Source organism: Luteibacter sp. CQ10 (genome assembly GCF_040900725.1).
In the GTDB taxonomy this organism is placed as follows: Bacteria; Pseudomonadota; Gammaproteobacteria; order Xanthomonadales; family Rhodanobacteraceae; genus Luteibacter.
Window position 1 is genome coordinate 431581 of sequence record NZ_JAEUYM010000002.1, and the last position, 15087, is coordinate 446667.

12 protein-coding genes and 2 pseudogenes are annotated in these 15087 nt (G+C 64.2%); 4 read left to right on the forward strand and 10 right to left on the reverse strand.

Annotation, left to right across the window (positions count from 1 at the left end; all coding sequences use genetic code 11):
• Nucleotides 1-26: 26 nt before the first annotated feature.
• The 5 genes and pseudogenes from JNG39_RS10830 to JNG39_RS10850 all read right to left on the reverse strand — a co-directional run bounded on the left by JNG39_RS10830 (nucleotide 27) and on the right by JNG39_RS10850 (nucleotide 5137).
• On the reverse strand, nucleotides 27-875 hold the full coding sequence (locus JNG39_RS10830) for an alpha/beta fold hydrolase (protein ID WP_368311392.1): 849 nt from the start codon (nucleotides 873-875) through the stop codon (nucleotides 27-29).
• 49 nt (nucleotides 876-924) lie between these two features.
• Entirely contained in the window at nucleotides 925-1749 is an 825-nt protein-coding gene (locus JNG39_RS10835) for an oxidoreductase (protein ID WP_368311393.1), read from the reverse strand.
• Nucleotides 1746-2645 carry an NAD(P)-dependent oxidoreductase gene (locus JNG39_RS10840; RefSeq protein WP_368311394.1) on the reverse strand — a complete coding sequence of 300 codons (900 nt, stop codon included), beginning with the start codon at nucleotides 2643-2645 and terminating at the stop codon, nucleotides 1746-1748. The genes JNG39_RS10835 and JNG39_RS10840 overlap by 4 nt, the downstream gene beginning before the upstream one ends.
• A 235-nt stretch (nucleotides 2646-2880) precedes the next feature.
• Nucleotides 2881-4641: pseudogene (locus JNG39_RS10845) on the reverse strand (CocE/NonD family hydrolase).
• A 178-nt stretch (nucleotides 4642-4819) separates the two neighbouring features.
• Nucleotides 4820-5137: an EthD family reductase gene (locus JNG39_RS10850; protein ID WP_368311395.1), complete on the reverse strand. Its 318-nt coding sequence runs from the start codon at nucleotides 5135-5137 to the stop codon at nucleotides 4820-4822.
• A gap of 268 nt (nucleotides 5138-5405) precedes the next feature.
• On the opposite strand from JNG39_RS10850, the gene JNG39_RS10855 reads away from it, so the two are divergent.
• A complete protein-coding gene (locus JNG39_RS10855) occupies nucleotides 5406-6263 on the forward strand; it encodes a LysR family transcriptional regulator (RefSeq protein WP_368311396.1) in 858 nt (285 codons plus the stop codon).
• A 26-nt stretch (nucleotides 6264-6289) separates the two neighbouring features.
• Here the strand turns inward: JNG39_RS10855 and JNG39_RS10860 are convergent, their stop codons facing one another.
• Nucleotides 6290-6511, reverse strand: a complete 222-nt coding sequence (locus tag JNG39_RS10860) for a helix-turn-helix transcriptional regulator (RefSeq protein WP_144912513.1) — start codon at nucleotides 6509-6511, stop codon at nucleotides 6290-6292.
• An 8-nt stretch (nucleotides 6512-6519) separates the two neighbouring features.
• Nucleotides 6520-7098 carry a hypothetical protein gene (locus tag JNG39_RS10865; protein ID WP_368311397.1) on the reverse strand — a complete coding sequence of 193 codons (579 nt, stop codon included), beginning with the start codon at nucleotides 7096-7098 and terminating at the stop codon, nucleotides 6520-6522.
• Between the two features lie 106 nt (nucleotides 7099-7204).
• On the opposite strand from JNG39_RS10865, the gene JNG39_RS10870 reads away from it, so the two are divergent.
• The 3 genes and pseudogenes from JNG39_RS10870 (at nucleotide 7205) to JNG39_RS10880 (ending at nucleotide 10561) form a co-directional block, all read left to right on the forward strand.
• Nucleotides 7205-8497, forward strand: a complete 1293-nt coding sequence (locus JNG39_RS10870) for a TIGR02281 family clan AA aspartic protease (protein ID WP_368311398.1) — start codon at nucleotides 7205-7207, stop codon at nucleotides 8495-8497.
• Between the two features lie 390 nt (nucleotides 8498-8887).
• Nucleotides 8888-9523 (forward strand): annotated as a pseudogene (locus JNG39_RS10875) (cache domain-containing protein); the annotation flags it as partial.
• A gap of 132 nt (nucleotides 9524-9655) precedes the next feature.
• Nucleotides 9656-10561 (forward strand): methyl-accepting chemotaxis protein, encoded by a 906-nt coding sequence (locus tag JNG39_RS10880; RefSeq protein WP_368311920.1) that lies wholly within the window; start codon nucleotides 9656-9658, stop codon nucleotides 10559-10561.
• A gap of 94 nt (nucleotides 10562-10655) precedes the next feature.
• Here the strand turns inward: JNG39_RS10880 and JNG39_RS10885 are convergent, their stop codons facing one another.
• The 3 genes from JNG39_RS10885 to JNG39_RS10895 all read right to left on the reverse strand — a co-directional run bounded on the left by JNG39_RS10885 (nucleotide 10656) and on the right by JNG39_RS10895 (nucleotide 15069).
• Nucleotides 10656-11123 carry a DUF3617 domain-containing protein gene (locus JNG39_RS10885; protein WP_368311399.1) on the reverse strand — a complete coding sequence of 156 codons (468 nt, stop codon included), beginning with the start codon at nucleotides 11121-11123 and terminating at the stop codon, nucleotides 10656-10658.
• Nucleotides 11124-11197: 74 nt separating this feature from the next.
• On the reverse strand, nucleotides 11198-13234 hold the full coding sequence (locus JNG39_RS10890; RefSeq protein ID WP_368311400.1) for an alkaline phosphatase family protein: 2037 nt from the start codon (nucleotides 13232-13234) through the stop codon (nucleotides 11198-11200).
• Nucleotides 13235-13437: 203 nt separating this feature from the next.
• Nucleotides 13438-15069, reverse strand: a complete 1632-nt coding sequence (locus JNG39_RS10895) for a multicopper oxidase family protein (RefSeq protein ID WP_368311401.1) — start codon at nucleotides 15067-15069, stop codon at nucleotides 13438-13440.
• Between the last annotated feature and the right edge of the window lie 18 nt (nucleotides 15070-15087).

Here is a 15087-nt window from a genome sequence, read left to right on the forward strand (position 1 = left end):
AAGGCTTGCGAACGCATCGTCTCGAATCACTTGGCTGTGATGAACTCGATCAGCGCAGCGGCCACCTCGTCAGGCCGCTCGTCCGCGACGTAGTGACCGCACCGCGGGATCGAGCCGCCCGATACGTCGTTCGCGAACTCACGCAGCATCGGCACCATCCGCGGGCCGAATCGTTGTTCTCCGCCCAGGGCGAGGACGGGTATCTCGATGGGGCGTTTCTTGTACTCCAGCGCGGCCGCGTGATCGGCGGCGAGCGTCCGATACCACTCCATGCCGCCACGTGTCCGCCCGGGGAGCGCCATGGCTTTCGCGAAGATATCGATGTCGGCCGTGTCGAAGCTGCCGTGGTCGTAGAACCGCTCGGCCATGAACGCCGAGATATAGTCGTACTCGCGTCCGTGGATCATTCGCTCCGGCACGTCGCGGCTCATATGGAACGAGAAGTGCCAGAGCTTTGCGATGGTCTCCTCCCATCCGCTCCAGCCCGGCAGCGGAACGTCGAGTACCGCCAGATGGGTGACCGAGTCGCGAAACAAGGCCGCCTGGGGCAACGCGACCATGCCGCCGATGTCGTGTCCGCACACGGCGTAGCGATCATGGCCCAGCGAGCGCATGACTTCGTGCGCGTCGCTGGCCATCGTTGCCTTGTCGTAACCGTCGAGCGGGCAATCGGAGAAGCCGGCACCGCGCAGGTCGATGGCGACCACGCTGAAATGCTCGGCGAGCCGCGGCATCACGTGATGCCATTCCCACCAGGTTTCGGGCCAGCCGTGGAGCAGGAGGATGGGCGGCCCCTTGCCGCCGGTAACGGCATTGATCTTGATGCCGTTCACCGGAATCAGTTGTTGGCTAAAACCTTTCAACGTTGGATACATGTTCGCACTCCATCAAAACGTGGCATACGAAGCGCCGTGGCGTCCGCGCTCAGGACCGGTCGAAATCGGTATCGATCGATACGTCGCGCCATGCATCGATGTCCTTGCGGAAAGCGGCGAGCTTGCGCTCGGCGATCCCGTGGGCGACGGGACCGAGCGGAAGATGCAACGGTGGCTCCTCGGCATCGACGGCCTGCAGGATCACGGCAACGGCCTTATCGGGATCGCCGGCTTGACGGCCGTCGTTCGTCTCGCGGTAATGGCGCCGGGAACTGGCCGCGTATTCCGGCATCTCGTTCGCCGCCATGGTGATCGAGCGGCCCAGGAACTCGGTTCGGAACGGTCCCGGCTCGGCCAGGATCACCCGCACGCCGAACGGGCTGAGCTCACCCGCCAACGCTTCGGATAACCCTTCGACGGCAAACTTGGTGGCGTTGTAATAGCCACCCCCGCCGCTGCCCGCGATGCCGGCTCCGGAGGACATGTTGACGATCGTTCCGCCATGGCGCCGCAGCGTCGGCAGGACGGCTCTCGTCGTCTCGATCAGGCCGAAGACGTTCACCTCGAACAGCGGACGGTATTCGTCGGGCGTACCCTCTTCGATCGCGCCGAACAACCCATAGCCAGCGTTGTTGACGAGGACGTCGATGCCACCGAACGTTTCCAAGGCCTTCGCCACGGCGGCACGCACCGATGCCGCATCGGTCACGTCGAGCGGTAACGCGATCATGCGTCCCTCGAAGGGGAGAGTCATGTCGCGAAGGTCGTCGACGTTCCGCGCAGTGGCGACCACCCGGTCGCCACGCTCTGCCGCGGCAAGCGCGAGTCGCCGACCGAATCCGCTCGAACAGCCGGTAATGAGCCAGGTCTTCATGCGTCGTGCTCCACGCTCCCAGGGTGCGACGATGGCGCTTCATCGCCGCGATGCGGGACTTCCGCCATGACCGACCAGTCTTTCTCTCCGAGGCCCGCCGATACGACGCTGACCAACCGTTCACGAACGACGGCGAGCATCGGCAGCGTATGACCCGCTTCCTCGCTCAGCGCACTCGCGAGGCGCATGTCCTTGAGCGCGAGTTTTGCCTTGAACCCCGGCTCGAACCTGCGCTCGGTCAACTGTGCGCTATAGCTTTCATAAGCGCGGCCGGCGAACAGCGTGCCGAGGATGAGCTCGAAGAAATCGGTGCGGTCGAGACCCACGCTTTCGGTCAGTGCGATGCCCTCGACCATGGCTTCGATCGCCATGGCGATCATCATGTTGGCCGCGAGTTTGGCGGCGTTGGCCTGGGCCGGTTCGACGCCGAGCTTCCACACCTTTTTGCTGAGCGGCGCCAGCACGGGCTCGATGGCGGCCACCGTATCGGGCTTGCCGGCGGCCAGGATGTTGAGCTGTCCGCTTGCCGCGACGTTCGGCCGTCCGAGCACCGGTGCGGAAACGTAACCAAGCCCTGCCTCCTCGTGCAGGCTCGCCAGCTCCCTTGCGAACGCGACGGAGATCGTGGAAGTGACGACGTGGATGAGTCCTCGACGAGCACCCCGTATCAGGCCGGCGTCGACCACCACCTCCCGAATCGCCGCATCGTCCGACAGCATGGTGAAAACGACCTCCGCCTGAAACGCCTCCTGCGGACTGCCGAGCAGCCGGACCCCCGGTATCGTGTCCGGGGAGACCTCACTGCGATTCCAGGCAAGCACCTCGTGTCCAGCCTTGACCAGGTTGAGGGCCATGGCGGTACCCATGCTGCCAAGACCTATGAATCCAATCTGCATATCCGTCTCCGTCGCATGTGTGAACGAGCGGGCAAGCGGAAGCGAAACCCAATGGCTTCCGGCTCGTCGATCGGTCGATGGGCGCTGCTTCGCGGGAGGGAAGCCTGGTATCGATGTCGACACCAACGCGGTCGGCACATCGTGCCGATGGATTCAAATTATCAAGAACACAAATGATCGGGAACTGACAAACAGGAAAGCTCGACGTGCAAATTCGTTCGGCCGCGGACGTTCCTTACGGGCTGATGGCGGTCGACGATGGAACGATAGGCAAGAGCACGGCGCTCGCCCCTTGCGCCCCGTGTTCGATCGACACGGTAGCCGGCCGATAGTCGTCGGGCCTGGCAAAGAAGATGTTGGGTACGTAGGTCTGCGGATTCCGGTCGTACAGCGGGAAAAGCGACGACTGCACCTGCACCATGATCCGATGCCCTGGCAGGAACGTGTAGTTCACCGTCGGTAGGCGGAAGGTGTATTCCTGCACCACACCCTCGGGAATGGCGCTCGGATGTTCGAAGCTTTCCCGATATCGCCCCCGGAAAATCGCGAGGCTTATCGGTAGCTGATAGCCGGAGAGTTCGGGTGCGTCCGCGTTGCTTGGGGGATACACGTCGATGACCTTGAAGACGACATCGGTGTCGCTACCGGTCGTACTCAAAAACATATCGGCGACCGGCGCCCCCTCCACACGCACGGGCGCGTCGAGCACCGGTGTCTGGTAGCTCAGCACGTCAGGCCGGGTAGAAACGAAGCGCTGATCCTGCACCAGCCACGTCGCCCAGCTTGCGTGGTCGCCCATCCTGACCGGAAGCGGCTCGAACGGTACCGGCTTGCCGGGATCGGAGACGTAGCTGTCGTGACCCGTGGCTGGACGATTTCGCGCGAGGCCGCCCTTCGGCTGGAGATACATGGGCGTGAGTTCGTCGGGGCCCGCGCCGGGCCAATCGGCGAACCGTTCCCATCGATCCTCCGCCGGGTTGTAGATGATCACGTGTGGCGTGGGCCGCGAGGGTTTCCGGTCGCGCAGATACGTGTCGAAGAACGGCAGCAACACCTCGCGCCGAAAGTAGGCGGCCGTGTCGCCACTCCACTTCAACGGACCCAGCGCATCGGCACGACCGTTGACCTGGCTGTGATACCAGGGCCCCATGGCAAGGTGATTGGTCGCCGCCATGCCCTTCGCCTTCAGTGCTTCCCAGGCGTGGATGGCCCCGTAGATGTCCTCTTGATCCCATAAGCCTTGCAACCACATCGTCGGAACGTTGGAGGGATGCGCGGCGATGAGCTTGTCGAGCGCCTGTCCCTGCCATAGCGCATCGTAAGAAGGGTGTGTCGACAGGCGTTGCCACCACGGAAGGCGGTCGATGCCGTGCGCCGCGGCATACGCGCCCGCCGAGCCGGCATCGAGCATGTCCTGATAGTCGTCGCGGCCCGCTCGGAAAATGGGGTTGCCCTTTCCTTTCGCGCCGGTCTGCTCGGCGAAATAATCGAACATTTTTTGCCGGAACGCGCCGTACTGGAACCAGTCGTCCCCCATTCAGCCGTCGATCATCGGGCTTTCGGGCGCAGCCACCTTCATCGCCGGATGCGGATGCAGCAGCGCCATGACCACGGCCCATCCGTCGTAGGACGAGCCGATCATGCCGACGCGGCCATTGCTTTCCGGGACGTGCTTCACGAGCCAGTCGATGGTGTCGTAGGCGTCCGTCGTATCGTCGGTCCTCGTCGGATTGAGCGGACCGATCGGCGGCCGGGTCATCACGTACGTGCCTTCGGAACCGTACTTGCCGCGGATATCCTGGGCGACGAGGATGTAGCCATGATCCGCCCATACGCGGTCGCCCGGGAAAAGCCGGTCGCGGAGTCTGGCGCCATCGGTCGACAAGAACGAGTTGGCGTCGTAGGGCGTCCGCTCGAGCACCATCGGTGCCCCGTTCGATCCTCGCGGAACCACGATCACCGTGTGCAGCTTCACGCCATCGCGCATCGGGATCATCACCTCGCGCTTGACGAAGTCCTGGTCGACGGCGGGTTGTCGCCAATCCTTGGGAATGTCACTGCCGACCTGGACGGCGCTGACCTATGCTACCTGCGCTTCCGTGGCGTGGAAGAAGAGAAGTAGCGCCAGGGCGGCAAGCATCCGGGATGGCATTCGCGTGTCCTGAAGGTGAGGGTCAGAGGGGTGCCACTCGAACGCGTGCGGGAGACAGGTCGGTGAACATGACCACGTCCGCCATGACGGACGCGGCTTCTTCCGACGTGAAGGCCGCCTGGATGGCGGCCTCGTCACGAAAGAGGCATTCGCATATCGCCAAGGTTCCGGCGTGGCCGACCGACGGGAAGAAGGCCGACGCGCCCAGCAAACCATATTTCTCCCATGCACGCATCACGAGGGGAAGATGGGTTTCTTCATAGTAGGCGCGATCGAAGCGATCACTCGGGACGCCAACGTAGGTCACGTAGACCGACACGCGCATATCGTTATCCGACATCAAGGGATCTCCATGCCATCGCCTTGGTACTCAGCCCCATGGCAAGCGGCAGATCAGGTTCAGGGTTTCGGCCGTGGTACCGGCCATCGAACTCACTGCCACCATGATGAGCCGTTCGTGGGCGCCTGAGGACTGTCATGGATGCAGGTTCGGCTTACACTTATGCACGCGACGACTCTTCCTGAAGCTGCGTAAGGGCGCCCTGTCCAGCTTGCCCACCGAGCCCGGCTGTTGCATATTTCCCCCACTTCCCGACTAAGGCGTGTGCATGGAATGGAGCGACGTCCGCATCTTCCTTGCCGTGCTCAGGAGCGGATCCTACGGTGAAGCGGCACGTCGCCTGGGGGTAAGCCATCCGACCGTGGGACGGCGCATCAAGGTGCTCGAGGACGAGGCGGGCCAGGCCCTGTTTCGACGAACGTCCGACGGGCTCGTCCTGACCGACGCCGGCGACGGTATCGTGGCGGCTGCCGAAGCGATGGAGCAGTCCGCGCTTTCGGTGGAGCGTCGGCTCTCGGGAAACCACGAACGCCTGGAGGGTGTTCTTCGCATTGGATGCGCCGAGTGGTTCGCGGGCTACGTACTCGCACCCGTGTTCATGGAACTGGCCAGACAGCATCCCGCCGTCGTGCCCGAGGTGATCGCGGGATATCGCCTGTCGGATCTCGCTCGTCGCGATGTGGACGTCGCGTTCCGTCTCGTGCCGTTTACCGAGCCGGACATCGTCCAGCGTCGCCTGATGCGAATGCACTACGGGCTCTATGGATCGTCCACCACGATAGAACGGATGACCGACGACCCCGCATCCGTCGGACTCATCTTCATGAACGAAGCGCAGTCGCATTTCCCCGATGTCGCGTGGATGCGGGAGCGATTCCCCGAGGCGCGTCGCACGTTTTCCAGCACCAGCCGATCGGTGCAGGCGCAGATGTGCCTGCGAGGCGCGGGGCTGGCGGTGCTGCCCCGTCCCTTGGGCGACGCGACGGCGGGCTTGCTGCGCATCGATGCCGGCGGATCGCCGCCAGGCAGGGATATATGGGTCGGATACCACCAGGACCTCAAGCGGATGGACAGGCTGCGCGCATTGATCGAACTGGCTGACGCCATGCTCGCGACGACCGAGTGAAACACCGTCCGTCGCGCCGGATGCGTCTACAGCGCGTCGGGCTCTTCCGGGTCGTAAACCAATAGATCGCCGGGCTGGCAGTCCAGGTACTCGCAAATCGCCGCGAGCGTGGCGAAACGGATGCCGCGCACCTTGCCGGATTTCAACAGCGACAGATTGCTTTCCGTGATGCCCACGTGCGCCGCCAGGTCGCGCGACCGCACCTTGCGCAAGGCCAACATGAGGTCGAGGCGGACGACGATTCCCATGGGCGGCCTTAGACGATGCCGCGGCTGTCTTCTTCGAAGCGCTGCGCCTCGTCGAACAGGCGCGCGATGAAGAAGAGAAGCGCCGCGACGGCCAGCGAAAGCACGCGCGCATTGTCGAAGCCGACCGTCACCAGACCGTGACCTCCGTTCGCCAGCAGTAAGCCCAGCTGCACCATCGGTGGCAACGACAGGTCCGCGACGATGGACAGCAGGTACAGCAGCGCGAAGCGACGAAACCCGCGCGTCACCGGCCTGGCGAACAGGCCGCCCGCCTCCACCGCGCCCAACATCCTCGCCAGCGAGACGAGGCTGAGCACGGCCAGCCCGATCACGATGGCGCTGATCATGACGTTCCAGGCGTGGGGCAGCTCCGCCCCGCTCACCCGGATGACTCCGTTGTCCGGCAGGACGATGCCACCCAGCACCATCAGCACGAGCAACGCACCGGCCGCCAGCGTCGCGAAACGCAATCGTCGGGCATGCCGTTGCAAGCGTTGTGTTTTCATCATGGGATGGCTATAGTTTTCTGTAAAACAGAAAGTAATATCTAATTTACGAATAGTACCGATGATGAGGTCATGGCGCAACCATGAACCCGACGGTTCGCCGTGCCGGGCCGCCCAAGCCGACTTCATCGACAGCGCTAGCGCCGCTCACGCGGCGCGTCCCTCACCTCCCCCGAAGGCCCCGCTCGTGAACACACGTCCTTTCCAGTATCTGCTGGCCATGCTCGCCTGCGCCGGCGTGCCCGCCGCCACGGCAACGCAGCCCGATCCCGTAGCCCAGACCGTGGCGGCACTCGACGCCTGGCGGATGAATGAGGTGACGGCGCTCTTGCCCACGTTGCCCGATACGGCCGAGGGCGACTACGTAAGGGGCCTCGTCGCCAATCGAATGAACGACATCGCAGGGTCGAGGCGTGCCCTTCAGCGGGCCCTGCCCGAATTGGAGCAACGACGTTCGACGCTATCGGCCAACGCCCTGCTCATCCTGTCCGACGATTACCAGAAAACCTCGTCGTACGCGGACCAGGCCCATGCCCTGCGCGAAGCCCTCGAACACCATGCGAAAGACATCGCTCCCGACGAGGTGCAGGGCATAAGAGACGTCTTGTCCCTGGCCAGTGGCCTCAGCGGTCTACCGCCCCAGACCGTGAGTTTTTCGGGCGAGTCCCGACTGCCCATACGGCGCAATCCCCTCGGCACGCTGGACGTCGACGCCGTGGCGAACGGCGTCCAGGGATCGTGGATGTTGGACCTGGGTGCGAATTATTCGGTGGTCAGCGAAAGCTTCGCCAAGCGGCTCGGCCTGACCGTCAAGGGCGCGGGCGGCGGCGTCGCCTCCAGTACCGGCGCCACGGTACAAAGCAGGGTGGCGATCGTGAAAGAGATTCACCTGGGTAGCGTCACGCTCCGCAACGTGGCCGTATTGGTGGCTCGCGACGATCTCCTGCACATCAAGCTGCCCACCACGGAACACCAGATTTCAGCCGCGTTCGGCTACCCCGTGTTCCAGGCGCTCGGCCAGATCCGCTTTCATGGTGACAAGGCGATCTCGATCGGATCCCCATCCGCCCCCATCGAAGATGGCGTGCGGATCTATATGGACGGCCTGACACCGGTCGTCATGGCCTCCACCGGGGGCGATATGGTGCCACTGGCGTTGGATACGGGTGCGAGCACCACGGGCCTGTCCTCCGCCTACTGGGCGACGGTCAAGGATCGCGCGGCCACTTGGCCGCGCTCCCGGCAGTCGTCGGCGGGCATCGGCGGCGCGCGGGAATTCGATACGGTCACCCAACCCGAATGGACGTTCATGCTCGGCAAGGAAGAACTCACCCTCAAGAACGTGCGCATCCAGACGGCGAGCCGTCCCGGGCCGGGCGGTCCGCCCATGTTCGGTAATTTCGGGCAGGATCTTTGGGCGAATGCGGCGGGTTTCACCCTGGATTTCCGGTCCATGCGGTTCCGCATCGACCGGGATTGATCGAACCTTGCACGGGCGCTGGACAACGCGCCTTTCGGACGCCGATGTCTTCGCGAATCACCACCGCATGAGATTCGTGAAACGGACACATAAACGCCTCAAGCGCGGGAAGGATCGGCCGATGAAGGCTGTCCCAGCTTGCCGTGATCACCTTCCTCCATGAATGCCTTCCGCTCCACCCAGTCGCGCGGTATCGCTCTGCTCGCTGGCTATTTCATCCTGCTCGTCGCGCTGACCCTCGTGATGATCCATACGTTCATCACCCCGGAGCTGCGCCGGTCCGAGGCGGCCCTGGTCAGCCGTAACGTGAACGAGATCGGCGTGGTGATCACCACCAAGCTGCACCAGGTGGAGGCGCAGCAGCGCAGCATCACCCAGGCCGTGCCGCTCATGGATAGCGCCGCGATCGACCGCCTGCAGCCCGGCCTGGTCGACCAGTACGGCGATCCGGACGTATTCGGCGGCGGCATCTGGCCCCTGCCCTTCAAGCGCGACCCGGCCAAGGAGCGCGACAGCACGTTCTACGCGCGCGACGCTTCCAACCACCTTCAGGTGAACACGCACTGGAACGAGCCCACGGCCCTCAAGTATTGGGAACAGAGCTGGTACAAGAACGGACTGGATGCGCCGAAAGGACATTGCCTTTGGGCCAATGCCTACAAGGACGACGCCAGCGCCCAGCCGCGCACCAACTGCGCCATGGCCATCTACAAGGGTAACGATGTCTTCGGCGTCGCCACCATCGACGTTACCCTGGGCTTCTTCAATCACCTCGTCGCCGACATGGAAAAGCGTGTCAACGGTCAGATCCTGATCGTCGAAGCCAACGGCACCATCGTCAGCAACAGCACCTACATCAAGGACGATATCGTCCTGAAGAAGCTCGCCGATGTCGCCGGCTCGTCGCCCATGGCGGCGGAAGTCGCCCGCGTCATGCCGAACCTGAAACACGCGCCCTTTGAAACCGATTACGACGACAAGGGTGCGCGCACGTTATTCATGCAGCCGATTGCCGGCACGCCGTGGTTCATCGCGACGAGCCTGCCTACGGCGCTGATCACGCAGCAAAGCTCGCAGATCCTGCTACGGCTGGCCGAGGTGCAGTTGCCGATGGCGTTGCTGTTGGTGGCCGCGCTCATCGTGGGTATCCGCCTGCTGATGAAGCAGCTGGGCGTGCTGCGTACCAACATCGATACGCTCAACTCCGGCGATGCCGACCTAACCCGGCGCCTGCCGGAAGGCAGCGGCAGCGAGTACAACGCCGTGGTCGCCAGCTTCAACGCGTTCGTTGAACGTTTGCAAGGCATGATGCGGCAGATCCACGGCAGCACCACCGCCATCGCATCGGCCGCCACCCAGATCGCCAGCGGCAACATGGACCTTTCCCAGCGTACCGAAGAACAGGCCAGTTCCCTGGAAGAGACCGCGGCGTCGATGGAAGAGCTGACCGCCACCGTGCGCCAGAACGCCGATAACGCGAAGCAGGCCAATACCCTGGCCCGCGACGCCGCCGGTGCGGCGCAGCGCGGCGGTGAGGTGGTCGACCAGGTGGTCGAGACCATGGATGCGATCAGCGCCTCGTCGGCGCGCATCAACGAGATCGTGGGCGTGATCGATGGCATCGCCTTCCAGACCAACCTGCTCGCCTTGAACGCATCGGTGGAAGCCGCACGTGCCGGCGAGCAAGGCCGCGGGTTCGCCGTCGTGGCGGGCGAGGTGCGTAACCTCGCGCAGAGTTCGGCGAAAGCCGCGCGCGACATCAAGCAGCTTATCGCGGGTGCGTCCGACGATGTGGCGCGTGGTGCGGAGCTGGTGTCGCACGCCGGCACGACGATCCGGGATCTCACCACGCACGTACGCCACGTGGCGGCGTACATGGACGAGATCATGGCCGCCAGCCAGGAACAGAGCCAAGGCATCGACCAGGTCAGCCGCACGGTCACCCAGCTGGACGACATGACCCAGCAGAACGCGGCCCTGGTCGAAGAGGCCGCCGCGGCGGCGAAGGCCATGGAGGACCAGACCGTGACGCTCAAGGCCGTGGTCGGGTCGTTCCGACTGTAAGGGCTAACGCCGCGGAAGCGAGGTACCTGCGCGCCGGACCTACCGTTCGGCGTCCCGGCGCGCCCGACACACGGGCGTCGTCGTGGCCGCCGCGCTAGTCCTGTGGACTGGTGCAGGCGGCATAACGCTGACCTTCCACCTGCGTGACCTCGCCGCGGCCTTCGACCGTGACGCTGCCGGTGTAGTGCTTGGCGCTGTCGAAGTCCACGCGCGCCGAAGCCGCCGGAGCCCCCTTGCAGGTGAGCTTCCACGCCAGCGAGGTACTGCGGCGTTGCTGGTCCGTGGCGGCGCACTCGCCCTCCGCCGGTGTCCAGGCGGCGAACGTGGTCCAGGGATCGGCGCCTTCATCCACGCAATGCCATTGCACCTCCGGCGCGCCGGCCTTGCCGTTGCTCACGTGGCGGACGAGGATCTTCCACAAACCGGGCATGGCGCCAAAGTCGCCGGGATCGGCGTGGACCGTTGCGATCGTGGTCAGCGCGAAGGCACACGCGGCGGCGGCAACCCGCCGAGTCAGGCGCATGGCGGCAACCCGCCGCCTGGCCGGGTAAAACGTCATCATCATTCGACTCCTTGCCTCACCAAGACCCCGCCCGCTTCCGCGGGCAGGGTCGGTATCTCGCGAGCGGCCGGCGATCAGTCCGCGATCGCGGTGACGTCGCTGACGTCCTTCCGCGTGAAGTTGAACATGTCCATGAGGTTACCGATGGCCGGTGCGTTCACCGGCACATAGGGGTTCTTCCTGAACGTCACCGGATTGGGCAGGTTGTCTCGGCTACGCGCCGAGATCTGGTCCTTTAGCTTCCAGTTGGCCTCGACGAATTTGTCGAACGAGACATGGTCGTAATAGGTATGCACCACCTTGCCGCCCTGGGAGTATTTCGACACCACCAGCAGCGGAATGCGCGTGCCGTCGCCGAAGAAGTCGATCGGCTGGATGTAGCCGGAGTCGTAGTAGCCGCCGCCTTCGTCGAAGGTCACCATGATCACGGTGTCGTCCCACACCTTCGGGTTGGCCTTGGCCATCTCGACGATCTTGCGCACGTAGCCTTCGAACAGGTCGAGCTTCGACGAAGCCGGGTGACCGTCCAGGATGCCGTCCGGCTTGGCGATGGACACCGCCGGCAGCGTACCGTTCCTGATGTCGTCGTACAGGTCGTTGAGGTCCTGGTTCTTGGCACGGAGTTCCGGATTGGTCATCACCTGGGTGGAGTACAGGAAAGGATCGCAGATGTTGCAGAAGGTGCCGCCCTCACCGTCTTCCTTGCCGTCATCGAAGCCTTCGCCGTAGTACTTCCAGGACACGTGGTGCTTCTCCAGCAGCAGCGCCAGGTTCTCCTGCGTGGTCGGCGGAATGGTGAACTGGTCATCGCCCAACGGAGCCGGCGTGCCGTCACCGAGGTAGCCTGGGTTGTAGTTGTTCACCAGGTAGTAGGCCTTGGCCTTGCAGTCCGTGCCCTTGAACGTTTCGTACGGCAGCGAGCGCAGGTAGTTCCTGATCTGCTTCACGCCCGGCTGGCTTTCGTCGGAGCAATTGACGTACGAACCACCACTGTAGCCGTCCTGCACCCACCAGTTGTTGGTACCGAACTGCGCGTCCGGGTTTTCGATCTGGTTTTCCGGCGGGGTGGCCGGGTGCCCGCTGGCGTCGGCGTAGTAGATCAGGGTGCCGAAGCCCAGCATGATGTGGTTGGCACCCGTGCCGCCCATGACCGACTGGTGGAAGTTGTCGCTCAAGGCGTAGGTCTGCGCCAGCTCCTTGAAGTAAGGCGCATCGCCCTGGGCCATGTTGAGGAACTGCATGGCCGTGGCGCCTTCACCGGTGGTCTGGTCGGTGAAGTTCGCGGGCAGCGCCTTGCCGTTGCTTCCTGCGCCGATGGTGGTCTCGACCCAGGGGAACAGGTCGTTACGACAACCGCTGGGGTTGTCCGGCGTGGCGGCCCTGGTGTCGCAATCGAGCTGTTGCCACATCTGGAAGAAGCGGTGCACGGGGCTGTTGGCGTAGGCGTCGTAGCTGATCGACGCATGCATGTCGACCGGCGCGTTGGCGAGCTTGGCCGGGAAACGGGTATCCACGACGCGGTTGGGCAATCCCGTGCCGCCGGAGGCCAGCATGTCGTAGGTATCGTCGGGCAGGGCCGGCTCGACGGCCCGCGCCTGCGCCGCGGACGCAAAGGGTGCCGTGGTGGGGGCGCCACCGGTGTTCATTTGCGGAAGCGTCTTGTACCGGCCCGCCTTCTTCGGCGACATGTCGAACTTGCCGGTGCTCGAAGCCATGAACTGCGCGGCACGATCCACGTTCGGGCCCGGCGTACCGTCGGCGTTGACGATGCCCTTCGACAGAAGGTTATCCACCGACTGTCCCTTCGGTGCGGTGTAGGTTCCGTACACGTGGTCGAACGTGCGGTTTTCGCCGATCAGCAGGATCACGTGCTTGATCGGTGTGGCGGTGTCGTCGCTGTTGTCCTGACCCGGGTGCGGCTTGTGCAGCACGACGATGCCGCCGGGAAGGCCGACCGGATTCTTGAAGGGAGCCACGGGCACGTTCTGGCGGAACGTCGCATCGTGATCGGGTGGGGTGGTGTCCTGTGCGCTGACGATGCCGGCAAGGCCGACGGAAAGCGCACCCATCAACAACGGCGAAAGCCGTGTGCGGCGCAACCAAGTAAACATCGTGAATCTCTCCCTAAGGAAGTCGTCCCCCTGATGCCTGTCGACCAGGTTCTGGATGGCCCGTCGACGTCCGCGAGCATCGGCCCCGCATGTGACGAATCGTTGTCGCGCGGGAGACAATGCACGAGAGCGTGATGACGGCCACGCGTCAACGCAAGATATTGCGGACAATCGTGAGTTCCGCGGCGTGGCATCGAACGCGCTCAGACGAGTTCGTAAGGACGCATCATTTCGTTGTCCTCGTGTTCGAGGTAATGGCAATGCCACACGTATTTGCCCGGCTCGCCGTCGAAGCGGGCGATGATGCGCGTGACCGTCCCGGGATCGCAGCGCACGGTGTCCTTCCAGCCGGCCTCGTGCGCGGCCGGTGGTAACGACGGCCCGGTGAACGTCAGCTCCTTGCGGGCGTTCCACGCGAAGAGGTCGAAGGGGCGGCGTTCCAGTATCTGGAAGCGCACGAGGTGAAGGTGGATGGGATGCGCGTCGCCCGTCACGTTGACGAAGGTCCAGGTTTCGACCGTGCCCTTCTTCGGCTTTTCGCTGATGGGATCGCTCCACATCTTCCCGTCGAGCAGCATCGTCATCGGATTGCCGCCGGAGTCGTCCTGTTCGCCCAGCGCAAGCACGCGATCCTGCACCGCCGTGGAGGGATCGATTCGCTCGACCGGGCGCAACGCGGCCGGTACCACCGAGGTATCGCGGCGACCCTTGGCGCGAACGCGAAACTCGACGATGCCGTCGGCCTGGTGGCGCAGCTGCACCGACTGGCCCGCATATGCGCTGAAATCGACGATCACCTCAGCACGTTCGGCGGGATAGAGTTCGATGGCCAAGCGATCGGTGGGCGCCGCGAGCAGCCCCTGGTCGCTGCCGATCTGCTGAAACGGCTTGCCGTGCGACAGCGACAGGTTGAAGAAGCGGGTGTTGGCCGTATTGATCAGCCGGAAGCGGTAGCGGCGCGGTTCCACCTCGAGATACGGATACAGCTTGCCGTTGCAGAGCACCGCGTCGCCGCGGCATTCGGGCACCCAGGGCGCCTCGGGATCGTCCGACACCGGGTAGTAGAGCTTCCCGCTCCTGGCGAGCAGGCGATCGTAGAGCATCAACGGAATGTCGAATTCGCCCGAGGGCAGTCCCAGGGCCTGCTCGTCGTCGTCATGCACATGGAAACTGCCGAACAGGCCCGCGTAGATATTCAGGCGCGTGATGCCCATGGCGTGATCGTGGTACCACAAGGTGGCGGCGTCCTGGTCTCCCGGATAAAGGGCGGTCACCGATTCACCCGGCACGTACCAGTCTTCGGGCCAGCCGTCGTTCGGTGCGGAAACACGCGCGCCGTGCACGTGGGTGATGGTGCGTACGTCGGGCTTGGATTTCTCCGCGCCGTGAATACCATGATCGATCGGCAGGAAATGCCGGATCGGAAGCTCGTTGGCCCATTCCACCAACACCGGCTCGCCACGTCGGGTCACGATCGTGGGGCCTGGCGTCGACCCCGCGTAGCCCCATTGCGGCGTCGGCGGCAGATCCCGATGCACCCTGGCGCTGAACGCCCGCATCGGCATCCGGTAGAACGGCAGCTGCCGGTCGCCGAAACCGGCATGGGTACGCTTGCCCGTTGGCGAGGCGACCGGCGGCACCGGCAACGCATCGACGAACTTCGCCATGGTCACCGGGTTCACCAGCGGCACGTTCGGCGCCGCCAGGGCCGGCATGGCCATCCGTTGCTTCATCGGCATATCCATTGCCCGGGACACGCGCCACGGATCGACGAGAACGCACGCGCCGGCGAATCCGCCGGCGACGCCCAGGAAACGGCGTCGGGAATGGTCCATGGGAACGATCGCTGATGA

Bases quoted from the DNA above. Each gene is read 5' to 3' on its own strand.
- JNG39_RS10895 (WP_368311401.1), bottom strand. From the start codon at position 15,069: ATGGACCATTCCCGACGCCGTTTCCTGGGCGTCGCCGGCGGATTCGCC.
- JNG39_RS10830 (WP_368311392.1), bottom strand. From the start codon at position 875: ATGTATCCAACGTTGAAAGGTTTTAGCCAACAACTGATTCCGGTGAAC.
- JNG39_RS10860 (WP_144912513.1), bottom strand. From the start codon at position 6,511: ATGGGAATCGTCGTCCGCCTCGACCTCATGTTGGCCTTGCGCAAGGTG.
- JNG39_RS10890 (WP_368311400.1), bottom strand. From the start codon at position 13,234: ATGTTTACTTGGTTGCGCCGCACACGGCTTTCGCCGTTGTTGATGGGT.
- JNG39_RS10840 (WP_368311394.1), bottom strand. From the start codon at position 2,645: ATGCAGATTGGATTCATAGGTCTTGGCAGCATGGGTACCGCCATGGCC.
- JNG39_RS10855 (WP_368311396.1), top strand. From the start codon at position 5,406: ATGGAATGGAGCGACGTCCGCATCTTCCTTGCCGTGCTCAGGAGCGGA.
- JNG39_RS10835 (WP_368311393.1), bottom strand. From the start codon at position 1,749: ATGAAGACCTGGCTCATTACCGGCTGTTCGAGCGGATTCGGTCGGCGA.
- JNG39_RS10850 (WP_368311395.1), bottom strand. From the start codon at position 5,137: ATGTCGGATAACGATATGCGCGTGTCGGTCTACGTGACCTACGTTGGC.
- JNG39_RS10880 (WP_368311920.1), top strand. From the start codon at position 9,656: ATGAAGCAGCTGGGCGTGCTGCGTACCAACATCGATACGCTCAACTCC.
- JNG39_RS10885 (WP_368311399.1), bottom strand. From the start codon at position 11,123: ATGATGACGTTTTACCCGGCCAGGCGGCGGGTTGCCGCCATGCGCCTG.